At 58.7% G+C, this 23,745-nt stretch carries 12 protein-coding genes; 6 read left to right on the top strand and 6 right to left on the bottom strand.

Annotated features, from left to right (window positions below; all coding sequences use genetic code 11):
* Nucleotides 1-207 precede the first annotated feature (207 nt).
* The 6 genes from ACZZ0K_RS03470 to ACZZ0K_RS03445 are packed head-to-tail and all read left to right on the top strand — an operon-like array spanning nucleotide 208 to nucleotide 6,906.
* Nucleotides 208-924, top strand: a complete 717-nt coding sequence (locus tag ACZZ0K_RS03470; RefSeq protein ID WP_258707113.1) for an RDD family protein — start codon at nucleotides 208-210, stop codon at nucleotides 922-924.
* Complete coding sequence (locus tag ACZZ0K_RS03465) at nucleotides 921-1,898, top strand: stage II sporulation protein M (RefSeq protein WP_236168315.1); 978 nt, start codon at nucleotides 921-923, stop codon at nucleotides 1,896-1,898. The genes ACZZ0K_RS03470 and ACZZ0K_RS03465 overlap by 4 nt, the downstream gene beginning before the upstream one ends.
* The gene (locus ACZZ0K_RS03460) at nucleotides 1,885-3,423 is read left to right on the top strand and encodes a DUF4129 domain-containing protein (RefSeq protein ID WP_258707114.1); all 1,539 of its coding nucleotides are present in this window, start codon (nucleotides 1,885-1,887) and stop codon (nucleotides 3,421-3,423) included. Before ACZZ0K_RS03465 ends, ACZZ0K_RS03460 begins: the two co-directional genes overlap by 14 nt.
* A complete protein-coding gene (locus ACZZ0K_RS03455; RefSeq protein ID WP_056787859.1) occupies nucleotides 3,420-4,583 on the top strand; it encodes a DUF4350 domain-containing protein in 1,164 nt (387 codons plus the stop codon). Before ACZZ0K_RS03460 ends, ACZZ0K_RS03455 begins: the two co-directional genes overlap by 4 nt.
* The gene (locus tag ACZZ0K_RS03450; RefSeq protein WP_041479813.1) at nucleotides 4,580-5,581 is read left to right on the top strand and encodes an AAA family ATPase; all 1,002 of its coding nucleotides are present in this window, start codon (nucleotides 4,580-4,582) and stop codon (nucleotides 5,579-5,581) included. Before ACZZ0K_RS03455 ends, ACZZ0K_RS03450 begins: the two co-directional genes overlap by 4 nt.
* The gene (locus tag ACZZ0K_RS03445; RefSeq protein WP_258707115.1) at nucleotides 5,578-6,906 is read left to right on the top strand and encodes a DUF58 domain-containing protein; all 1,329 of its coding nucleotides are present in this window, start codon (nucleotides 5,578-5,580) and stop codon (nucleotides 6,904-6,906) included. The genes ACZZ0K_RS03450 and ACZZ0K_RS03445 overlap by 4 nt, the downstream gene beginning before the upstream one ends.
* 165 nt (nucleotides 6,907-7,071) lie before the next feature.
* Here ACZZ0K_RS03445 and ACZZ0K_RS03440 read toward each other — a convergent pair whose 3' ends face one another.
* The 6 genes from ACZZ0K_RS03440 to ACZZ0K_RS03415 form a co-directional block, all read right to left on the bottom strand.
* Nucleotides 7,072-10,977 (bottom strand): Ig-like domain-containing protein, encoded by a 3,906-nt coding sequence (locus tag ACZZ0K_RS03440; RefSeq protein WP_463558978.1) that lies wholly within the window; start codon nucleotides 10,975-10,977, stop codon nucleotides 7,072-7,074.
* Nucleotides 10,970-15,067: a Tc toxin subunit A-related protein gene (locus tag ACZZ0K_RS03435; protein WP_463558977.1), complete on the bottom strand. Its 4,098-nt coding sequence runs from the start codon at nucleotides 15,065-15,067 to the stop codon at nucleotides 10,970-10,972. The genes ACZZ0K_RS03440 and ACZZ0K_RS03435 overlap by 8 nt, the downstream gene beginning before the upstream one ends.
* 65 nt (nucleotides 15,068-15,132) lie before the next feature.
* Nucleotides 15,133-18,777 (bottom strand): Tc toxin subunit A, encoded by a 3,645-nt coding sequence (locus ACZZ0K_RS03430; RefSeq protein ID WP_258707118.1) that lies wholly within the window; start codon nucleotides 18,775-18,777, stop codon nucleotides 15,133-15,135.
* Between the two features lie 150 nt (nucleotides 18,778-18,927).
* Nucleotides 18,928-20,838, bottom strand: coding sequence for a hypothetical protein (locus tag ACZZ0K_RS03425; protein WP_463558976.1), 1,911 nt, complete (start codon nucleotides 20,836-20,838; stop codon nucleotides 18,928-18,930).
* A gap of 32 nt (nucleotides 20,839-20,870) precedes the next feature.
* Nucleotides 20,871-22,136: a hypothetical protein gene (locus ACZZ0K_RS03420; RefSeq protein ID WP_463558975.1), complete on the bottom strand. Its 1,266-nt coding sequence runs from the start codon at nucleotides 22,134-22,136 to the stop codon at nucleotides 20,871-20,873.
* 192 nt (nucleotides 22,137-22,328) lie between these two features.
* Nucleotides 22,329-23,684: a hypothetical protein gene (locus ACZZ0K_RS03415; RefSeq protein WP_463558974.1), complete on the bottom strand. Its 1,356-nt coding sequence runs from the start codon at nucleotides 23,682-23,684 to the stop codon at nucleotides 22,329-22,331.
* Nucleotides 23,685-23,745 lie beyond the last annotated feature (61 nt).

Raw genomic sequence — 23,745 nt, 5'->3', positions numbered from 1 at the left:
CTGGTCGCCCTCGAACAGCAATTTCTCCAGATTCCTACAACTGAAATGCATTGCCCTTGTGGGAGCGAGCCTGCTCGCGAAGGCTTTCCGTCAGTTGCACATAGGCTGACTGATCCACCACATTCGCGAGCAGGCTCGCTCCCACACCCGAGAGGCTGCTAGCATCAGGCGCACTTGCCCCCCGAACAGGCGAACATCAGGTAGCCCATGCTCGAGCCCACAGCACCGCGAAGGAAAGCACCGCTGGATACGCGGCATCAGGTCGAAACGCCGGAAGGCATCGACCTGCCGTTGCGCCCCGCTGGGCTGATGGTGCGCGCCGTGGCGTTTGCCATTGATCTGGGCATTCGCGGCTTGATCCTCGGCGTGCTGTTTATCGCGCTGGCATTTCTCGGCAAGCTCGGCATGGGCCTCGGTTCCTTGCTGCTGTTTGCCATCAGTTGGTGGTACATGGTGCTGTTCGAGGTGCTGCGTCAGGGCCGTTCGCCGGGTAAGCAATGGCTGGGTTTGCGCGTGGTGCACGATGACGGCACGCCGATCGGTTGGTCGGCTTCGCTATTGCGCAACCTGCTGCGCTTTGTCGATCTACTGCCCTTCGGCTATTTCCTCGGTGCGCTCAGTTGCCTGCAACACCCGACCTTCAAACGCCTCGGCGACATTGCCGCTGGCACCTTGGTGGTTTACAGCGAACGGCCGCTGAGCCGCCCGCAACTGCCTGACGCTGAACCTCGCCGCTGCTCCGTTCCACTGACCTTGAGCGAACAACGCGCGGTACTCGGTTTCGCCGAGCGTCAGGCCGAGCTCTCTCCCGCACGGGTCAACGAGCTGGCGGCATTGCTGGCGCAGCCGCTGCACATCTCTGCGCCCAAAGCCGTGTCTGAACTCAACGGCATCGCGCGCGGCCTGTTGGGGCCGACCCCATGAAGCAGAGCCTGTTCGAAAGTCGCCACAAGGCCGAATGGGAGCGCTTCGCCGTGGCGCTCGAACGCCTAGAACAAGGCAAGGAGACAGCGCAAGTCAGCGATTTTCCCAAGGCCTATCGGCGTCTCTGCCAACATCTGGCTCTGGCCCAGGCGCGCGGCTACAGCAGCTTTCTGATCGATTCGTTGCAACAACAAGTACTGCGCGGCCATCAACAGCTCTATCGGCATCGCAGTCGGCTCGGGGCGCAAATCATCAGCTTCATCCTCGCCGACTTCCCGCGACTGGTGCGCGAACAGTGGCGTTTCGTTGCGGCCGCCAGCCTGTTGTTCTTCGGCAGCCTGATCGGTTTTGGCGTGCTGGTTTATCTGTTCCCGGAACTGATCTACAACCTGATCCCGGCCGAGCAGGTGCGCGAGATGCAAGGCATGTACGACCCCGTTGCCGGCCACCTCGGCCGCTCGGCGGAACGTGCGGCCAGCGAAGACTGGGTAATGTTCGGCTATTACGTGATGCACAACACGGGCATCGCCTTTCAGACGTTCGCCAGCGGTTTGCTGATGGGCGTGGGCAGCGGTTTTTTCCTGCTTTACAACGGCATGATCATCGGCGCGGTGGCCGGGCATCTCAGCGAGATCGGTTTCAGCCAGACCTTCTGGTCGTTCGTGATCGGTCACGGTGCGTTCGAACTGAGCGCCATTGCCCTCGCCGGCGCGGCGGGCCTCAAGCTGGGCTGGGCGCTGATCGCCCCCGGACGTCTGACATGGGGCGAGGCGCTGCGTCTGGCCGCACGCAAAAGCGTGTTGCTGGTGTGTGGGGCGATGTTGTTCCTGTTGATCGCAGCATTCATCGAGGCTTATTGGTCGTCGAAAACCAGTGTCACGCCGCTGACCAAATACGCCGTCGGCGCCGCGCTGTGGCTGGCCGTCGCGGTTTATCTGTCGTTGGCCGGAAGGATTCGTCATGCGCCTGAGTGACGCCAGCGTAGTGATCCGCCCGCGCACGACCTGGGAAGCCATGGACCTGGGCGTGTTGATGAGCCAGCAGCATCGCCGGTTGTTGATGACCAGTTGGGCGATCGTCACCCTGCCGCTGTTCGCCCTGCTCAGCCTGTTGCTGTGGGATTGGCCATCACTGGCGGTGTTCATTTTCTGGTGGCTGAAACCGGCCTACGAACGCCTGCCGATGTACATCCTCTCCAAAGCGCTGTTCGGTGAAACGCCAACCCTCAGACAAGCCTTGCGCGAGTGGCCGCGCCTGCTCAAGCCGCAACTGCTGGCCAGTCTGACCTGGCGACGGCTGAGTCTGAGTCGCAGCTTTGTGCTGCCGGTGACGCAACTCGAAGGCCTGAATGGCGAGGCCAGACAACAACGTCTGCAGGTGCTGCTGCAACGCAACGGTGGCGCCGCGCAATGGCTGACGATTATCGGCGTGCATCTGGAAACCGCACTGTGGATCGGCTTGATGCTGCTGTTCTACATGCTCTTGCCGCAGCAGATCGAAACCGACTGGGACTGGCAGTCGCTGCTGCTCGCCGCCGATCAGGACTGGCGCTGGCTGGAGCACCTGACCAACGTTTTTTATGCGCTGATCCTGGTGGCCTGGGGACCGGTGTATGTCGCCTGCGGCTTCAGCCTGTACCTGAACCGCCGCACACAACTGGAAGCCTGGGACATCGAGCTGGTTTTCCGCCGTTTGCGCCAGCGTTTGAACAGCAGCGTGCTCGGTGTGTTGCTGGCGGCGTGTCTGCTGCTGCCGAACCTGCAACCGGTATGGGCCAGCGATGCGCCGGATGCTCCACGGTTGCTCAATCAGCCGCTGACCAGTCAGGCCTCGCGCGATAGCATCCAGTCGCTGCTCGAACAACCGCCGTTCAAGAACAAGGAAAGCGTCACCCGCTATCGCTTCGGAGACGACCCGGCAAGCCCGGCCAAGGACGCGCAACCGGGTGAGGCTCCGCAGTGGCTGAAAACCCTTCTCGGTTGGCTCGACGGTCGACACCTTGATGCCTTGGCGAACGTGATTGAAGTGCTGTTGTGGGGCGCGCTGATTGCCGCGCTGGGCTGGCTGGTCTGGCGTTATCGCGAATTTCTCCGGGCCTTCGTCAGTCGTCGCCCGAACCTGCCCTCGCGCAGCAAACCACCGGCGCCGCCACACGTCTTCGGGCTGGATCTGAACCGTGAAACCCTTCCCGATGACATCGCCGCCAGTGCCGAACAATTGTGGCTGAGCGAACCTCGCGCCGCGCTGGGCCTGCTCTATCGCGGCCTGCTCAGCCATCTGCTGCATGATTTCAACCTGACGCTCAAAGCCGCCGACACCGAGAGCCAGATCCTCAACCGCATCGAGCAATTGCAACGCCCGGACCTGCTCGCCTACAGCCGCAACCTCACTGTTCACTGGCAGAACATGGCCTACGGGCACCGACTTCCAGCCGCGCACCTGCAAGCAGAGCTGTGTAACGGCTGGCGTGAATTGTTCAGCAAAGGGTCCGGGCATTGAACCGGCGCATTGGCGGGTCGTTGGCTGCGCTGGCGTTTTTGCTGCTTGGCGGCTTGAGTCTGTTCCTCTACCTCAAAGCCCGCCCTTATCAGGAAGTCATCGATCACGGCCCCTCGCCTGCCGCGCAAGCCAATCCTTATCTGGCGGCGGAAATGTTCCTGCGCGAGCGCGGCCTCGCGGTCAGTCACGCCGAGACCCTGGCGGTACTGCCGCAGATCGATCCGCACAGCCACACCTTGTTGTTGTTCGGCGAGCGCGCCCGGATGACACCGCGTGAAGTCGATCAGGTGTTGAACTGGACTCGCGCCGGAGGACGTCTGGTGTTCGTCGCCGAATCGTTGTGGGATGCGCAAACCGGGCAAAGTAATGATCTGCTGCTCGACAAGGTGCAACTGCACCAATCGCTGAGCAAGGACTTGAAAGATCCTCCCGAGGACGGGGAAAAGGACCGCTTCCCGAAACTGACCAAACTGTATCTGGAAGATGAAGACGCGCCGGCCTACGCCGGTTTCGACACCGACTTCCACCTCGACGACCCGAACAATGTCGCGCAAGCCTGGGCCAACAGCGCCAAAGCCACGCACATGATGCAACGGGTGTACGGCCTCGGCACGATCACCGTGGTCACCGATGCCGAGCTGTGGAAAACCCCGGCTATCGGCAAATACGACAACGCCTGGCTGCTCTGGTATCTGAGCGCCGACACCGACGTCACGCTGGTTTACAACACGGCGCACGATGGTCTGTGGACGTTGCTCTGGCGCTACTTTGCGCAGGCCATTGTCGCCCTGCTCGCCTTGATCGGCCTGTGGTTGTGGCAGGCCGGCGTGCGTCACGGCCCGGTGCAAATGCCGGCGCCAGCGGGTCGCCGCCAACTGCTGGAGCATCTGCGTGCGAGCGCCGATTTCCTCCTGCGCCACAACGGCCAGCAGGCGCTGCTGCAAGCCTTGCAACAAGACATCCTGCGCCGCGCCCGCCGCCGCCATCCCGGTTTCGATCAATTGAATGTGGCCGAGCAATGGCTGGCGTTATCGCGCCTGACCCGGCAACCCACCCGCGCCATCAGCCAGGCCCTGAGCCCACGACCGAAGCAGCGTTTGTCCAGCGCCGAATTCAGCCGTCAGGTCGCTCATCTGCAAACTTTGAGGAACGCGTTATGACTGAACAGATCGAGCCCGGCAGCGCGACGCACGCCGCCCAGCAGCGCCAGCGTGCCAGCCAGTTGGCGCAAGCGGTGCGCAACGAATTGAACAAGGCGCTGATTGGCCAGGATGCGGTGGTCGACGCTGTCCTGACCGCGCTGATTGCCGGCGGCCACGTGCTGCTTGAAGGCGTGCCCGGCCTGGGCAAAACCTTGCTGGTGCGGGCACTGGCGCGATGCTTCGGCGGCGAGTTCGCGCGCATCCAGTTTACCCCTGATCTGATGCCCAGCGACGTCACCGGTCACGCCGTGTATGACTTGCAGACCGAGCAGTTCAAGCTGCGCAAAGGCCCGCTGTTCACCAACCTGCTGCTGGCCGACGAGATCAACCGCGCCCCGGCGAAAACCCAGGCGGCGTTGCTCGAAGCCATGCAGGAGCGCCAGGTGACACTCGAAGGTCGCGCCCTGCCCATCGCGCAACCGTTCATGGTGCTGGCGACGCAGAATCCGATCGAACAGGAAGGCACCTATCCACTGCCGGAAGCCGAGCTTGACCGCTTCATGCTCAAGGTGCGCATGGATTACCCCGACGCCGATCAGGAGCTGAACATGGTCCGTCAGGTCTGTCGTTCGACCCGCGCCGACATGCTCGATGTGCAACCGCTGCGCACGGTGTTGCAAGCCAAGGATGTTCAAGCCTTGCAGCGCATCGCCAGTGACTTGCCGCTGGACGATCAGGTCCTCGATTACGCCGTGCGCCTGGCGCGCAGCACGCGCACCTGGCCGGGGCTGACCCTCGGCGCCGGGCCACGCGCCTCGATTGCATTGGTTCGCTGTGCCCGTGCCCGGGCGTTGTTGCGCGGCGGCGAGTTTGTAATCCCGGATGACATCAAAGGCTGCGCGCTGGCGGTGTTGCGTCATCGCGTGCGCATCGCGCCGGAGCTGGATATCGAAGGCCTGCAGGTCGATCAGGTGCTCACGCAATTGCTCGATCAAGTGCCGGCGCCGCGCCTGTGAAACCGTCTCGGCTGCTGCTGATCTGGCTGGCCCTGCTGGTAGTTATCAGTATCGTGCTCGGCGCCTTGCAGGCGTTGCAGATCGACCTCCCGTCCAGCCTGATTTCGATCAACTGGGGTTTGCTCCTGGCGCTGCTGGCCTTGGCGGTGATCGACGCTGTGCGCCTCAGACGCCTGACCTCGCCGCGCATCAAGCGACAGATGCCCGGCAGCCTGGCATTGGGGCGCTGGGCGGAGGTGAAGCTGGAGGTGGCCCATGAATTTGCCGAGCCACTGGCCATTGGACTCTTCGACCACGTTCCCGACGGTCTGGCGTTTGAACATCTGCCGATGCTTGTCGAGCTTCAACCCGGCCATTTCAGCCAGATCAGCTACCGTCTGCGTCCTCTCGAACGCGGGCATTTCAGCTTCGAACAGTGCGAAGTCAACCTGCCCAGCCCTTTGGGATTATGGTCCGGCAAACGCCTGCTCAGCGTCCGCGACGAGACCCGCGTCTTCCCGGACTTCGCCCGGCTTTACGGCGGCGAGTTGCGCGCCGTCGACAACTGGCTCAGCCAGCTCGGCGTGCGCCAGCGACAACGTCGCGGTCAGGGTCAGGAATTCCATCAGTTGCGCGAATTTCGCGAGGGCGACAGCCTGCGCCAGATCGACTGGAAAGCCACCGCCCGCCAGCGCACACCGATTGCCCGCGAGTACGAAGACGAAAGAGATCAGCAGATCATTTTCATGCTCGACTGCGGCCGGCAGATGCGCAGTCACGATGGTGAGCTGTCGCACTTCGATCACGCGCTCAATGCCTGCCTGTTACTCAGTTATGTGGCGTTGCGCCAAGGGGATGCGGTGGGCATGAGTACCTTTGCCGGTGATAAGCCGCGCCATGTCGCGCCGGTCAAAGGCAGCGGCCAACTGAATGTCTTGCTCAACGCTGTTTATGACCTTGGGAGCACTCAGCGCCCCGCCGATTATCAGGCTGCCGCCAATCAGCTATTGGCCCGCCAAAAGCGCCGGGCGCTGGTAGTGCTGGTAACCAATTTGCGCGATGAAGACGAGCAACTGCTGGCCGCAGTCAAACGTCTGAGCGCGCAACATCGGGTGCTGGTGGCGAGCCTGCGTGAACAGGCGTTGGATACATTGCGCCAGACCACGGTGCAAACGTTGCCCGAGGCACTCGCCTACTGCGGCACCATCGATTTTCTCAATGCCCGCTCGCAACTCCATGAGCGGCTGACTGCTCATGGCGTTGCAGTGATGGATGTTCGGCCCGCCGAGCTGGGGGCCGGACTGGTGACAAGTTACATGAGCTGGAAAAAGACCGCTGCGATCTGACAGATTCGATCAGTTGGTGACTGCAACATACACAGCGCCGCTGTCCGAAGTGCCGTCGCTGTTTTCTACTTTGACGACCAGCGAAATCTGCTCCGTAAGGTTCATCGGCCGCCAGTGAGCCTGGTATCGCCCTTTGTGATCGGTAAACGACTCAGTGAACGGTGCTCAATTAGTGGAAACAAGGATTTTCCGTCTGGGCATGGGCTCTCGCCCCTCCTTGGCCACAATCAGCGCGGTCATGGAGACGTAGGTCTGCAAGGGAACCGGATTAGGCGACGCAACAACGGATTCCACCGCTGCTGGACACTCAGTGACGGTCAACCAGAGCGTTTTTACCACCCAGCCAGCCAAACCACCCTTTACCGACGCCCGCAATGCAGCCTCGCCTGCTCCTCCCAAGACAATGCGCGCCGTTGCCTTGCCTTCGGCATCCGTCAGGGTTGTCGGCAGCGAGGTGCGGTCGTACTCCCACATCACTTCGACATTGGCCAAGGGTTGCGCGGTACTGGCTGAAACGACCAGGACTTGCGCGGTCATCTGTTGCCCCGGATACCCGCTCGGATCAGCGCTGACCAGTTCCTTGATCTCCCGGGGCTCGTGCAGAACAAACGGTAAAGAAATCGATTCCGAATACAGCGCATCGCCCACCGTAGCGGTCAGTTGCGCCGCACCCGGTGTCGTCGGCACAAACCGTATCCGCGCTTCACCGTAGAAGTTGGTAGTGGTGGTCACCTCACCCAGGTCCGGACTGCTCCAGACAACCTTCATCCCCACCATCGGTCTGCCACTGATGCCCGACACAATGGTGATCTGCTCGGATACAGCCTCGCCCCAAAACAGCGTCTGACTGCTGCGCGAACGATCCGCAATTTTTACCACCTGTGCGCCTTGCCCCAGCGACATTGCAATAACCGGAGAAAGCCTGGCCAACCGCGCCGAGGAAAAGCGCAGGCCGAAACGCCCGTCCTTGAGGTCGCCCGCGTTGAACCGATAGGTCATTCCGGCGCTCGAGAAAAGCCTGGGGTCACCCAGACGTGGCTCCTCGAAGCGCATGCCCAATTCCGTCGGCCCGGTGCCGGTCATGCCCAGCGTCAAGTGCTGGTCAAACAACGCGCTGCCCGCCGGGGCACTCACGCGCAATTGGTGCTGCCCCTTGCGCCGAGGGAACTCAGCGCTTTGACCCAGTGGCTGAAACGGTTGGGAGTCGAAACTGTATTCAAATCCGGCCCAGGGATCCCCTTCCAGCGCTAGAACCTTCATGGTTCGGCGCTCTTCAAAACGGTCATAAGGGCTGATAACCGCCGCTGTCACCACATGTTCACCTGCAGTGGCTGGCGCAAAGGGAAAACCACTCCAGCCGTCGGCAGCCGTCCTGTGCTCTTCGGTGCTGCCGTCGTCTGTCCATTGAACAGGCACTTGATCCAGAGCGAGGTCGGGACGATAAGGGGAGCGTACCTTCAGCCACATCCACGCAGGATCCTGCCCAATGACCGGATCCACCGCAGATGCACGGACGTCTTCGATAGTGATTTTATTGTGGCCCAAGGTCATCGTATTGATGTCGCTGAAACCATGGGTATTGATAACGAACCGAAGTGCGAAGACACCGGGTTTGGTACTTTTTGAACAGTCCAGCGTCCAGATAAACCCGCTGTCATCCACAAAATTTTCGCTTCCGCGGGGTGGACTCAATTCGATTCCGAGCTCTGCCGCCGGGCTTCCACTCCATACCAGATCCATGGCAATACCCACTAAAGGGCTTAGCGCATTGGTGCGGAAGATATAGCGATGTACAGCGCCGATACACGGAAAGAGTGGCTGGCCCCTGAGATCGGTCATCTGATCCAGGACCACGGTCATTTCTTCATGGAGGTCAGGTGATAACAGTCGGCAAGAAAAATCCTTGTTCGTGAGAGTGTCGGTGCGCAAACTCACCTCGAAAATACTGCTGGTACTTTCGATACGATCAGAGCTGAACAACCAACTCAGATCTTCCCCTTCGCGCAATATTCTCGGTACGTCAAGGTCGCTCACCGCCAGACCGTTCTCTGGATTTTCGTTCCGCCATCCGAGCGTAATTGCCTCGCCAATCAACGGGCTGCCCGCTAATGCCCGGACCGTCAGGATATGCCTCTGGCCGCGCTTGCATGCGATTCCGTCATGGGCAATCGGAACGACATCAAACGTGATGCTGACCTTGTCCTTCCATTCGTCTCGTGCAAACGCCGTGACCGAAAATGAGTGTTCATCTGCCGGCCCGCCTTCGTAGGCACTCACACTGGCGGTAATCGTCTCGTTGCTCAAAGCCGTCAACGGTCGGTAATACAGGCTGGCCCAGCCCCCACTGCCGGTACGAGACTCGACAATGCCCTCGGGGGTTTGCCAGTCGACGATTGCATCAATCACTGGCTCACCGGCACCTTTGTCAGTGACATGCACCACCTGCACCCGCATCAACGTCTTTTCGGAGTCCTCGACAACCGGTGAAATATTCGGGCCGCGCGTGTCAGCGATCCTGACCTTGTTGCGCGCCAGCGACATGGGTTTACGCGGCGATGGCAGTAACAGCTTCGAGCAGACCAATGACAGTTCGAAGCGACCGTCCAGCCAGTCCTCGCAGGCCAGCGTCCAGAGACTATCGTCCCCATCGAAAGCGACCGGTTGCTGGAGTGGCGGGTTGACCGTGACCTTCAGCTCTTCATGCCCGACGCCGCTCCAGTGCAGCGATAGATCAGTCGCCAGCAAAGGGCTGTCGGCGGGCAAGCGCACAATGAAGGGGTAATCAGTGCCGCGATTGGGATAACCGGTCGCGCTCCACAGGGTTACCTGCGATTCGACAACGCAACGCAAGTCCATCCAGGGATCGGTCGCCAGCACCGTGACCGAAAACTCGAGAGTCACCTCGCCACTAGGGTAATAAGGACTGTCGACCGAAGCTGTGAGGACGAAATCGCCTGCTTGCTCAGGAACGAAATCGAAGTAGACCAAGCCTTGTTCATCAGTGATGCTGGTGCCCAGCACACCTTGCCCGGCAGTCGTCCACCTGACTTCCCGGCCATCAAGCGCCTGACTGGTGTAGTAAGAGAGAACCTGCACACCCAAACGGACGCTTTGCGCATACTCCAGGACCGGGTAATAAGCCGCGCACTGTACTTCGCGAAGCGCTAATCGATGATGCCCCAACGATACGTCAATCGTGTAAGGCTCGGCGTTGTACTGGTTCACCAGACTTATCGTGAAGTCATGAGCCTTTTCCTCCTGCATATCCGGGCAATCGAGCGACCACTGCGACAATAGCGGTTGATAGGCGCCCCAGTCGGGGGTCGCCTTGACTGACTCCATCGGGTTGCCGTGAATGATCAATGCGATATTCGTATCCAGCCAGGCGCTGCCGTCTGCCGGAATAAAAGACAGGCCGTGGGGAATGAACAGAGAGTCGTCCGGGTCATCGCCAAGGGAAGCGCCCAGGCAAAGGTATAACGTCTGGCCTGGTGGCAGATCTTCGCTATCCAGTCGCACCGTCTGCAGTTGCAGCGGTTCAAGCTTCAGTTGCAGGTCGATTCGAGTGATGCAGATTGCCGAACGATTGTCGCCTGCGTTGTCAGGGACACCGCTGACCTCGAAGCTCAATGCTTCATCGCTCACGAATTCCAATTGATCCAGCGACCGTTGATACGCGCGCGGCTTGAATTCAAGCGGCTGTCCCGCCAGCGGTCGGGCGTTTTCGAGCTCCGGATTCCGACCTTCTTGCGCCGTGAGCTCGATGCTCATCAACACTTCACCGCGCTTGCGGATGTGCAACCAGCCCGATTCGCCCGACCATGAAACGCCGGGCCGCAGTTCACATAAAAACGTCAGTTCGTAACCGGCTTGTGCACCGGGGGTTTTGGGAGCTTTGACTTCCTGTGTGGCCGAAGCCCCGACACCGACCTCCATGAAATTGACTAACTCGCCATCATAAAACTCGCTCGCCAGGCCAACCCTACCGCTGGTACGCCACTCTTTGAGCCGATCATTGAAGTCACCATTGAGCAGCAGGCTTTCATTTTTTTGCACAACGGGCTCATTCATGATCGCTGGCTCCGTTACGTTGGCGCGCCAGGTAGGTGTTTTCAGCCTCGGTCACCAGGTCTGTGACCTTTTGGACGTACGTCGGCTCGCCGGCCTTGATGGAGTACCGCACGCGAAGAATGATATTGGTCAAGGATTTGAGCATTGCAGCTTGCGGCTGATTAAGCGGGCGAGGAAAACTCAGCCGCCAATGGGAAACGGCACCCGTGTATTCAAACGGGTTGAGCAATCCTTCGTCGGGTTTCTGGTGGGTCTGGCCATTATCGCCAAGCCCGACCGACAAAACGATCTGCTGACCGCTGCGCAGGTTGAACAGCAGATCGCCAGGTGCGATTGCGGTGGGGTTATGCAAATACTGCACAGACTGTGTGGTCGGTCGGGTCGCGGTCACGCTACTGATCTGCTGCAACGTTGCCCGCACATCCTCGTAGGGACCGGCCAGCACAGGCAGATCGACTTCCACCGAACTGATCTGCCGGCAGAAATGGCCAGGATGATCACGGTCGAACAACAACTGGGTCAGTCTGAACTCCAACACACCTGTTGCCATCAATTGCGCGTGTGCATCTGCCCAGCTGGTTATGCCCTCTTGAGGCTCGATTCTGTCGTCGAACAACTGCCGCAAGGAAATGGTTTTGATCAGTTCCGGCCGCCGCTCGTAGCTTTGCAAGCGCCTGCGCTCCTGGTCCAGCAGGTACATATGCAGTTGTTCACCCGAGCCCAGACCATAACGGTGATCGAGCCAGGCCTGAGGCAAAGGGACGGGGGCATCATAATCCCCGGTTTCGGCAGCCAGTGAAGCCTGAGCACTAAGGCACAGGCTGACGACTGCGTCGTACGCCTGATAGTGCAGAGCCTTGAGCTGGCCAAGCATCCAGCCGAACAGCTCGGCATTGCTCGCGCGTTTTTTAAGGAAGTTGTACATGGTCAACGCTTGGCTGTTGGCCCTGAGCGTCTGTTCAAGGCTGGATCTCGCCGCGTTGATCGCATGGCTTTGCGCTTCGATCTGCGCATCGATTGCGCCCACCTCCGCCAGCGCCTGATCGCGTTGCAGCGCCCACTCACTGCGGCGACGGCGATAACCTTCAGTGGTGGCCTGTCGGTCGGCGTCGATTTGCAGCAATGACGAAGAAACCTCCAGGCCGAAAGCCACCGCATCGAAAGTGTGTTCGGGTTTGAAGCCACCGTTGGAAGTACCATAGATTTTTGGCAACGCCGCGATGACGCCCCCTGCCACCCTGACAACTTTGGCCTGCAGTGCTGATGTCTTCGACTGCTGCAGACTGGCCATGACCTGATACTCGATCGGCGAAACGTTTTCGCTGTAACGCATTGCATAGGCGTCGGCCCGGTCCTGCGCCATTGCCCGACTCTGCTTCAGCGCTGTGACATTCGCCTCCAGTTGGGCGATGGATTGTTCCTGTACCGTTTCGGCATAGCGACCCAGCTCGAGCAAATGGTTCTGCTGCGATTCTTCCTGCTCGGCACGGTCGCGTTGCTCGAGCAGACGCAGCACCAGACTGCCGAAATCCCGCAGGCTCTGTACCCCGCGCAACGCGACTTCGAACGTGACCCGCCAGCGATACGCATTGACCACCAGGCGCCCGCCCATCGGTCTGGGCCCGGCCGCGCTACCAGCGGCCAGATCGCGGAGCAATTGCCTGGGATCGGTCATCGGGCTGAACAGCAACACGTCCAGCGGTTTGCCATCGATCGTGAGATTGTTGCGCAGGTTATCAAGGCGTTGCTGCGGCTTTGCGAACAGGTCGAGCAGCGATTGATTGATCGGAATTCTGAAAGGTTCGCAGGCCAACAAACCCAGGATCGGCGGGGTGTCGGAAGCGATCGGGTAATCTGCCAGGTTGAAATCCAGCGTTTTTTCAAGCGCTTCAAGCAGGGGTCGCGATTCGCAATTGTCCAAGAGGTTTTCCACGGTGTCGGTCTGCCAACGAGTCGCTGTGTCGGCGGTGGGCGCCTTGCCCATCAGAAACCCGGCCTGGACATAGCAAAGCTTGGCGGCCACCAGACTGTCACGGGTCAATTGTCGGTAATACCAATCGCCCCACGCCATCAGGTTTTCTACGTAGTCGGTGAACATCAGGATCTGAAAATGTGCGGGTGCGGCATAGCCAATGGCATCCGGATCGAGGGGATTCTGGATTTCCCACCCTGGATTGCCCGGCGCTGTTGCGATATCCAGAGGCCGGCAACGCCAATACGCCGGTTTCGGGTTCGCGATCGGAACCGGCGGATTGGCCGGATCTGCGGTGGCCTGTGGATCGAATACGTAATGCAGCCAGCTCTGCGCTTCCTGAAAGCGTTCTTCGTCGCGCAACCGGGTGGCGATCAAATGCGGCAGGTGAAAAAACAGCTCCCAGAAGTTCAGACCATTGGCACCGTCGAAGGCACCATTGGGTGGTTCAACGAACTCTGCGCCGATCGGCGACGGTTCGCGAATGAAATGGTTGGACCAGTCCAGCACGGCGTCCACGGAAATATTCGAGCATCTCACCAGTTCCGAGCCAAACAAGGAATTGAGCCGAATGAATTTCAACGCCAGTCCAGTTTGATTGAATGAAAGAAACTGTGCCCCGTCGGTACTGTTCTTGTGCAGAGCTGGCGGGACGAAATCCATGAGATCGACAATCGTCAGGTCGAACTCTTTCTGTCCTGTCGGGGAAGTGGGAGAGGCGAATGAAAAAATGACTGGCGTGGGCCAGGTGCCTTTCGTCCGCGAGGAAGTCCACGGCTGAGTTACCCAGCCCCCGCCTGCATCCTGTTCTTCGAGGATCGGCGGCGGGTCACTATCAGAAGGCAGACCTGCAATTTGCAGCTCCATTTTCAACCGAGCGCTGTCCAGGCCCGTGGGGCTGCAAAAACCCTGCACCGTCAGCACATCTTTGTCATCCGCGCGCGTTGCCATAACGTGCAGGTCGAGATAGGGCGTCAGGGAACCATGGGTCTTTATGCGAGTGACAACAGTCACCTGACTGTTCAGTGGGTGCTGAACCGTATCGTTGCTGACGAATCGCTCCTCAAGCGCCAGATCCAGCCACGCGCCACCGTCCAGAAGGGGGCGCATCAGAACGTCGTAGACACCATGCACCCGCAGACTGCCGGATGGCGAAGATAGGTTGCCCGTCAGTAAAATCCCCAACTTGCCCTTCGGATTCAGATAATCGACCTGCACCGTCGCAATCAGTCTGGAGCTCGCCAAACCCTCGTCCTTGTGTTCTGAACTGTGCACACACAACGGCGCAGACCACTGCCCGTTCTGCTTCATGAATGCCAGATTGATCACCAGTTTGCTCGGGCTGAGCGACTCCGCTGCGCTCGCGACTACCGCGTCGCGCCATTCGGCCCATACCACACACAACCGGCCATTCCAGAACACGGGGCGGATATCCAGCACCTGATCGGCGGTCGGGATTTCCACGGCCTGCCATTCACTCCAGACCGCCGGATTGACCGAAACGCTGGTTGCGCCCAGTTCGATCTCGGCCTTGCGCCAGAAATACTGAAACGGCTGCACCCGCTGCCGCCCCAGAAAGTAGTAATCAGCTTTGGCCGGTGTCACGCCGTCCATGAAACAGCTGATCACATCGAGATCGCAGACTTGTTCGAATGCCTGCAAATAATCCTGCAGCGCCGCCTGCACGGTATCTTTGTCCAGACGGGCCTGGTTCAGGTTGTTTTCCAGATTCTTGAACAGACTGGTTTTGCGCAATCGCACCGATGGAACGATGAAGTTTTCCGCATAGCATGAAATCTGGTGGGGCACGGTCCAGTCGGGATAATTGCTGAAAATCTCCCATTCGCGCAGATGACGCTTGTCGAACTCGTGATCCCGGAATCCTGGTTCCAGCTTTCGATACACCGCATGGATGTACTGCTGCACACAACTTATCGCTTCGGCAACTCTGGAACTCTTGACCTGATAAGTATCCAGAGGATCCATGCGCAGCAATTCAAACAAGTCTTCAGGTGTTTTCAGAAAAGGGTATTTATCATTGGCCACTTGACCGATGCAGTACTCAAGAAGTGCCGAGCGACGTTTTTCCAGCAGCCCGCCAATATTACTCAGTGCCATGATCTTGCTCCTTGGAATATGGCCCGGGGAAAAACGTTCGCCAGGCAGTACGCAACGCCCTGCCGCTACTCCCTGGCAAAGGTAATGGCATGGGGGAATATTCTTTCGTTTTCCCCAGACTGAGAGCGAACGCTGAACACGAATGTGCCGCCCGTCCTGCTTGAGACAAAAACCCGGGTAAGCCCCTGCTGATCAGTGAACCCCTGCGCCGGCCGAATAGTGACGGCATCCATCTTCGCGGGCGGAACGCTCTTGCCGAACCACTCCACGAGCGAGTTTTGTCCGCGGTTTCCGTAGTCGTCCTCCAGCACCGCATACAGTTCTACTTCATGACCGTATTTCACTGTTTCCAAAGGCGTAGGTGAAAGTTCTGCAATAGGGAACGACAACGTAGTGAAGTCGGCAGTTATTTCTATGGGAGGGGCGTATTGCGGCTCGAACAAGTCCAACCAAAGCATTGGCGTGTCGCGGCCCATGACCTTGCCGGGGATAAACTCGGCCAAAAGTGTCCCGTCCGTTCCCGTCGCCTTGTATTCAATGGTGCCCAATGTGGCGCGCCAATAAACATTGACGCCACTCAGCGACTTTCCATTGGCGTCTTTGAGGGTCACTTTATAAGTGACTTTTTCGTCTGGCTTGTTAGCCACGACGGTGCTGTCATCCACCACTTCGCACGTGATTGTGACCAGCCCTTTGACGTCGCCTGGAACATGCACGATCGGGGCACGAGTATCGGACTCGCCGAGCAGGGCATGTTCGGCGGCATCGGCATAGGATTTTTTGTCGACGGTTTCGGGCAGATTGCCAATGAGAAAAATCGTTAACGCATCCATGCCGCTCTCGGTGGACAGCGCCAGCACGCGCATCAACAAATCGAGCTGGGGAAGGTTTTTCAACACCTTCAGGTCGGGATCGATGCGGCTGACACATTCGCGCACTTCCTGAACGCTCCAGCCAAAAAAATCGGCCAGTTTGATCGCCGCCGCCTGTTGTGCCAGCCATCTCGCATCTCCGGTGACATCCGGCAATGCGTTGACCTGACGCAGGTAGTCCAACAGCTTCTCTGGCGCTTGGCCGCTCGAGGCTGAGGCGATGGCAAAAGCGCGAGTGAGCGTGGTCAGGTAATAAAGAGTGCGCACCGTCAACGCATGTTTGTCGTCCTGAACCAGCCAGTCCTTGTAGCCGCTATCCAGATAATCCTGCAACAGCGCCGCGCTTAACCCCAGGGTCGACACCACCTCACTGCGCCGGCGAACTTCAGCCAGTAGATCGAATGATGTGTCGGCAACTCGGGGGCGAGTTCGGCCGCCCCCTTCGCTCCCCGCATCCGCTTGCTCCAGCACATGCAGCAGTAACTGATGCACCGTGACGTCTGCCCAGTTCAGGACCGGCAATGCCTGATCCACGCCAACGCCGGCGTATGCCGCCAGCGTCTCCTTGACCAGCGAAGTCTGCGCATCGCGCATCTGTAAAAACGCGCTGACCATGCTGTCGATGATGCTCTGCCGCAACGCTGGCTCGATCTCACCCAAGGCGCTGTCGACCGCCCAGGTGATTTTTTTATGGACGGAGGCCAGATACATCTCAGCGCTTCCCTCCGGAGGCAGGATCAAACCATGCCCGTCGGTTATCGGCCCCAGGCTGTCGGCGGATGTCGCGAGAAATTCGATCCAGTCCGCGGCCCCGGCTGCCGGAACGCCTGCCATGAGAAACGTACTATTGGACAACTGTGCAGTCGGCAGCAAATTGCGAACCTGCTCGAAAAACTGCTCATCCTGTTCGGATGGATCCTGAGCCGCTGGCGCAGCGACCGCATGCTGCAACACCCACAACACCGGCAGATTGTTTTGCGCGCACCACTGCACGCAACTTTGCATAGCCTCGATCAGTTCCAGCGCATCCGGTGAACCGTCCGGTACATCGTGGATGACAGGAGTACCGGCCAAGCCATTGACCCAGTCATCGCCGCCCAGGATCGATAGCATCAGCACGCCTTCAACCGGAGTGATGTTCAACAGCCGGGCCAGCCTCACCAAACGGTAGAAGCTCGAGATGATCGCTGCGTTGCGCTTCAATTTGTCGGTCAAGCCATGAGCCTTGGCCACAGCGTTCGCCAGCACGTAATAAGTCTGCGGATCAATCGCCAGACCACTGCAGAGCTGGCTGATCGTCAGATCCACCACGCCCGGTATCGGCGCCACCGCAAACTCATCGTTGTCGAGCTTGAAAGGCTCGCGATAACCGGTTTGAAAATTGAACACCTGATCGAATTGCGAGAGCGCTTCACCGCGGCCATAAACCGACAGCTCACCCACAAACACAGCAAAGTCCGCGGCGGTGCATTCGTAGCGCTCGCGCAACGTCTGGAACAACCCAAGCGCATGAACCGCGCCACTGGAGATGTCCATCCCGTTGCTGTGACCTTTCGTTGAATTGCCGCGCCCTGTTGCCCGGATGACCGATGTCAACACTGCGTCCAGCTGTTCGAACGGCAATCCTGTCCAGTTGGCCAGACGCACCATCTGATTCATCCGGGTATAGCGGTTGAACCCGATGAGTTCGTCGGGGTTTGCCGTCATTCGAATGCGAGGCTTGGTTGCAGGATCGAAACCCACCGCCGGCGCAGTACCGTCATTGATGTAAACCGAACCCGAGCGCTCGCTTTCAGGCTGCTTGGGCGTTTCATCCGGGTAGGTCACATTGGCCGAGCGCACAGGAGCAAAGTCGCCGATCGACAGAAGCGCCTCGATCTGTCGGCTGTCGAGCTTGGTGCGCTGACCGAAAAACTCCACCTGATTGAGATTCGAATACATCTCGGTATAGGTACCAAAGTTGTGCGCAAAAAAATCTTCGCGAAGGGCGAAATCCGCACGCGGTTCGGTCAGCAACTGGCGCTGATAAGGGCCAAGCCGCGAGGCATGGGCGAAACCCTGTGCAGTATTGGCACCTCGAGCATTGGCTTGCAGAAAATAGGGATAAGCCAGGTCGACCCGGTGCTCGAAGTCGCCCACCGACAGGCCATGAAACTGCGCGATACCATCAATTGTGACCCAATGCTGGTAATAAGGCAGACCATTGGGGTAGCGGGCTGCGATCAGCGCGTCTTCGATGGATTCGATATCCGTTTGCGCCGCGATGAATTTCTCCAGCACCTCAACGATGATGTCCACAGAAGAGATCGATTGATAAACCGCATTGAAGTCGACGTTCAGTGCCAAGAGATCTGTGCGCCGGTTATGCAGCGAGAAATCGTCTTCCTCTCTGATACCCTCCAGACGGTCACGAACCCAGCGCAACAAGTCGATCAGATACGCCACTGGCGACCAGATGGACTCCAGTGCATCTGGCGGGCACAACGCGGAAAAATCGGTACCGATCAGAGCGTGATAATTGGGACCGTCCACGATCGATAACAAACCGCTGGAGCTGCGCTTTGGCGCGGGCCTGGTGCCCCGCAGCGTCTGCTCGATAAATTGGCGCCGCTGAGACGTGGCTATGCTATTGGCGCCGCGCCAATATTGTTGCGCTTGCTCAACGCTGAGCTGATGCTCTTGGACCATGCATTGAACACCCCTTTCAACCAGTGGATAAATTGATCCACCGTTTTGCAGGTATGTCTCGAGGTTCTGCAGTCCGACGTTCTGTGCTCGTTGTTCCTCGCTGAACAACACATCGAACAGTTGCAGGGCGGGACGGCGCGAATCAACCATGATCAGATTCCTTTAGGCGACAACTGGCCCGCGCAACCTGACGTCCTTCGTCAGGCTGCACATTCAGTGAGTACGATTGAGCGCTTCGAACGCCGTCAAGTCCACTGTCATTTCTGACAGTTTTGATAGCCGTTCGTCGGAAGCCGGATTTCAGGAGTCGGCGTGGGGCAAGCGCGCAGCTTCGACTTCAAAACGCGCACTATCGGCCCAATCGGATATCGTTGCGTCATCCGCCGCGTCAGTCAGCGTCTGCCGGAATCGGTACCAGTTGCCCGCCAGAGGCAGTGCCCTTGTCGCCGCCCCGCGCCAGTGCTCATCGACAACGGGTACCTGAGCCAGCCACTGCACATCCGGGTTGTACCAACTCACGATGGCGCCCACGCCCGGACGGCCCTTGCCGCTGAACTGCACTGGATGACTGACCCAGCGTCCGGCTGCAGGCCCGTCGAGCACAGGTCGGAAAGTACCCAGAATGACCGAGCGCAGGGTTTCAAATGATTCGAACCCGTCCAGAGATGCGACTGCCTCGAGCCGGTAAAGCCCCCCGCCGAGCAGACTTGCATCGAGCATCACTGACCAGGTGCGATTTTCCTGCACGACGGCGCTTGCCGGCTCGGAACGCGCGGCACCGACCAGGGTCACCGTGACCGTATCGCCCGGCACGCCAAAACCGCACACCATCACCTGCTGCCCAATGGCATCGCCCTCGATCGGGGTTTCAATGAAGGGTGCCGCTGGCACAATGTCAAAGTGCAGCGGCTCGCTGTCTTTCGACTCTTGTAGTTTGCCGCTTTCATCCATGAAACTCTGCCGGGCCCAGATCGTTTTGCTGCCCACCGGCAACGTCACTTCGGCTTGCCAATTGCCCGCCCAATCCACAATGACATCACTGAGCAGAGGTTCGGCAAGCCCTTGCAGACAGACGTCGACAACCCCGCCCCTCATGCCCGTACCCTTGAGCAACGCGGTTCGTGGCAACTTGCCGTGTTGTATCGGCTGGAGAAATTCTGGCGGCAGCAGCACCACCGTCAATTCATGCTCGTCACTGTGTAGCGAAGGTCGACCGTCCAGTGTCTGCTGGGCGTCAAAGGTGTAGAGCCTGAATTGCTCGAGGCTCAGGTCAATCGACCAGTCGCCATCCTGGCTCAATATTTTCGGATCGCCCAAGGGACGATCAAACTGCTTGTCGCGCAGTTGCAAAGTGGCGCCCACCATACCCATCGTGCCCTCGACCGTTACAGCACGACCGACTTCCGAGCCGTCCGGCGGCTGGGTAATCACTGGCGTGACCATCGCTCTCCTGACAATGAAGGTCGTGGACGTCGGCTGCGAAGTTTGCTGCGCGGCGACCTGGGTTACCGTGACGGTATGTGTGATATCCAGGGCAAACTCTTTGTCGCGCCTGAACTGCCACGTGTCAGCACTGACGATGCCCTTGTGCACAATGCCGGTTTCGTCGCTGTACTCAATGTTCACGGTTGCACCCGGCCAGCACGTGCCGCTGAACCTGGGTGAAAGTCCGTCATCCTCAGGCTCGTTCAGGCCAGGTGCCTGCGGCGGGATGGTGACTTTGAGGACAAACCAGTTTGGCGACTGGTGCCCGTCGAGATATTGCTTGATGTGGACCTGACGCTCAAACGAGGGTCCCCAGACCGTTGAAGCCTTGGTAGACCACCGCCCGCCAGCAACCTCCACTGCTGGCGCTTCGAGATCTCCGCTATTGGGCCTGCGTGGATTCACCGTGGCGCCGTTGAAGCCTTTGCCGCTGAAGGTCGGTTGGTAGTCGTTGGTGAATTGCACATCACTGACATCGGGGAGGACATTCTTTACTTCGAAGGTCAGCGGCAGCGAGTCGATCCAGCCGCTGGCGTTGTCGGCGATTTTTTGAATGACAAAGACGTTGTACGTACCCAAAGGCCACTGCGCTGCGGTTTCCCAGATGCCTCCCGGCATCACTTCAGCATTTGCAGGCGCGGGAACTTGCACCGCGCCCCCGCTGACGGTGAACTGGATTTCAGATTTGAGATCGCGATCGTAATAACCGTTACCGGCAAAGGTCACCGTGGTCCCGGAGATGGTGACGTTGGGCTGTTTCAGAGTGGGGGGCGAATCCTGAAGGCTTGTGGTGCACTGCGTCCGGATGACACGTCATCCAGATCCTGTTCGACGACCAGGCTGATCGGCCCTGGCGGCACGTTGATCATCCCCTCCCACGCCCCGCCTGCATTGCTAACGACTTCCCAATCACGAACAGGATCATTCGTCAGATCAAAAAATGCTCTCAATCGCGCCCCAGCCAAGCCGTTGCTTCCTTTCAGAAGGAAGTCTTGTTCATAAACTGCTCCCGCAGGTGGCTTGGATATTAACGGCAGCCCCATGACTCTGAAAGTTATGGCATCGGTATAAAAATGATTGATATTGGGTGATTTAAGTTGGGCGACAACCGAGAACGTCCCGCTGCCAGAGACCTTTATTGCCGGAGCCTCCCAAGTCGTATCGGTCTCTCCGACAGTAATAACCTCGCTCCAGTTTTCATAATGATCCAAATGCCCAACCACTCTAATTACAGTACCCGGCGCAGCCATTCCTCTGAAACAAACCAGATCCTTTGCCAAAACCAGCGCATTAGCTGTCGGGTAAGTTATTCGAGCGCGGTAGACTGTTACATAAGCCGTCCGCTCGGAAACCTTACCGGCGTACATTTGATATGCTTGAAAACTTAGAGAATTCTTGTTGTCTGCCACGGTGACGGGCACTGACCAAGGATCGTAGAAAGCCTCTTCTGCCCCAATCGTACCGCGCCCATCATCCAAGACAACAGTATAACGGTATATTGCTCCCGTGCCCTTGACAGCGAAAGTTGAAGATGTGAAGTTTCGGATTGCATTGATAGTTGGTACAGGCATCCGATAATTGGCAACCTTGTAGGTTTTCAGAACCGGATCGCTTGCGTTACCCACATCATAAATATAATCAAACCCCACTGTTACGTTTCTCTGATTGGCGATAATCATTTCTCGATAGGGTTCATCAAGATCGATCCACTCACCGGTCTGGCGAGCACTGCCCGTCAGTTCTCTTACATCACCTTCACCGCTAACCAAAGAAAGATAGAATTTTACATTCCCTTCATAACGTCGATTCTCTTTTGCTCTGTACGCTGACACGATGCAAGTAAATGTCGAACCATCGTAGGAGTAGGCATAGCTCACTCGAAGCTGCGCCCACCTACCGTCTTCTTCCGCGTGAAGCTCATGGGTTACAAATGTCACATCCGTTCCGATCTCCTCAGCGCAGACTACCTCTTGTTTCGGGGGCAAGCTGTCGGAAGGATCTTTAATACCATCATCTTGTTCCATGGCCGGATCTCAGAAAGGGCAAGGTGGCTGATTGATGCAACAGGTAAATTCATTGAATACCGGTGCCTCACATCGCTACACCTGTAAAACCTGACAGTCCCGACCAGCGGTAACTATTCCACGCCTTAGTATCCTTGCGTCCTTCAGCCATTAAACGCGACTGCATCAGCTTGCGTCGTTACCACACATCACTCAGAGTCCACCAGCTTGTACACCTGAATAACGCCGCCCGGCATGGCTGATAAGTCGCGCGGCTTCGACTTCAAAACGCGCGCTGTCGGCCCAATCGGACATCGTTGCGTCATCCGCCGCGTCAGTCAGCGTCTGCCGGAATCGGTACCAGTTGCCCGCCAGAGGCAGTGCCCTTGTCGCCGCCCCGCGCCAGTGCTCATCGACCACGGGTACCTGAGCCAGCCACTGAACATCCGGGTTGTACCAACTCACGATGGCGCCCACGCCCGGACGGCCCTTGCCGCTGAACTGCACTGGATGACTGACCCAACGTCCGGCTGCAGGCCCGTCGAGCACAGGTCGGAAAGTACCCAGAATGACCGAGCGCAGGGTTTCAAATGATTCGAACCCGTCCAGAGATGCGACTGCCTCCAGCCGGTAAAGCCCCCCGCCGAGCAGACTATCGAGCATCACTGACCAGGTGCGATTTTCCTGCACGACGGCGCTTGCCGGCTCGGAACGCGCGGCACCTACCAGCGTCACCGTAACCGTATCGCCCGGCACGCCAAAACCGCACACCACCACCTGCTCCCCGATGGCATCGCCCTCGATCGGGGTTTCAATGAAGGGTGCCGCTGGCACAATGTCAAAGTGCAGCGGCTCGCTGTCTTTCGACTCTTGTAGTTTGCCGCTTTCATCCATGAAACTTTGCCGGGCCCAGATCGTTTTGCTGCCCACCGGCAACGTCACTTCGGCTTGCCAATTGCCTGCCCAATCCACAATGACATCACTGAGCAGAGGTTCGGCAAGCCCTTGCAGACAGACTTCGACAACCCCGCCCCTCATGCCCGTACCCTTGAGCAACGCGGTTCGTGGCAACTTGCCGTGTTGTATCGGCTGGAGAAATTCTGGCGGTAGCAGCACCACCGTCAATTCATGCTCGTCACTGTGTAGCGACGGTCGACCGTCCAGTGTCTGCTGGGCGTCAAAGGTGTAGAGCCTGAATTGCTCGAGGCTCAGGTCAATCGACCAGTCGCCATCCTGGCTCAATATTTTCGGATCGCCCAAGGGACGATCAAACTGCTTGTCGCGCAGTTGCAAAGTGGCGCCTACCATACCCATCGTGCCCTCGACCGTTACAGCACGACCGACTTCCGAGCCGTCCGGCGGCTGGGTAATCACTGGCGTAACCATCGCTCTCCTGACTATGAAGGTCGTGGACGTCGGCTGCGAAGTTTGCTGCGCGGCGACTTGGGTTACCGTGACGGTATGTGTGATATCCAGGGCAAATTCTTTGTCGCGCCTGAACTGCCACGTGTCAGCACTGACGATGCCCTTGTGCACAATGCCGGTTTCGTCGCTGTACTCAATGTTCACGGTTGCACCCGGCCAGCACGTGCCGCTGAACCTGGGTGAAAGTCCGTCATCCTCAGGCTCG

The organism is Pseudomonas sp. AC255 (assembly GCF_979258175.1).
Note: the sequence above shows the minus strand (reverse complement) of the source record. Positions and strands in the feature narration are given on the sequence as shown.

What these genes read in the sequence shown, in the direction of transcription:
- ACZZ0K_RS03470 (WP_258707113.1), top strand. Translation starts at nt 208, where the DNA reads ATGCTCGAGCCCACAGCACCGCGAAGGAAAGCACCGCTGGATACGCGG.
- ACZZ0K_RS03465 (WP_236168315.1), top strand. Translation starts at nt 921, where the DNA reads ATGAAGCAGAGCCTGTTCGAAAGTCGCCACAAGGCCGAATGGGAGCGC.
- ACZZ0K_RS03460 (WP_258707114.1), top strand. Translation starts at nt 1,885, where the DNA reads ATGCGCCTGAGTGACGCCAGCGTAGTGATCCGCCCGCGCACGACCTGG.
- ACZZ0K_RS03450 (WP_041479813.1), top strand. Translation starts at nt 4,580, where the DNA reads ATGACTGAACAGATCGAGCCCGGCAGCGCGACGCACGCCGCCCAGCAG.
- ACZZ0K_RS03440 (WP_463558978.1), bottom strand. Translation starts at nt 10,977, where the DNA reads ATGAATGAGCCCGTTGTGCAAAAAAATGAAAGCCTGCTGCTCAATGGT.
- ACZZ0K_RS03435 (WP_463558977.1), bottom strand. Translation starts at nt 15,067, where the DNA reads ATGGCACTGAGTAATATTGGCGGGCTGCTGGAAAAACGTCGCTCGGCA.
- ACZZ0K_RS03430 (WP_258707118.1), bottom strand. Translation starts at nt 18,777, where the DNA reads ATGGTTGATTCGCGCCGTCCCGCCCTGCAACTGTTCGATGTGTTGTTC.
- ACZZ0K_RS03420 (WP_463558975.1), bottom strand. Translation starts at nt 22,136, where the DNA reads ATGGAACAAGATGATGGTATTAAAGATCCTTCCGACAGCTTGCCCCCG.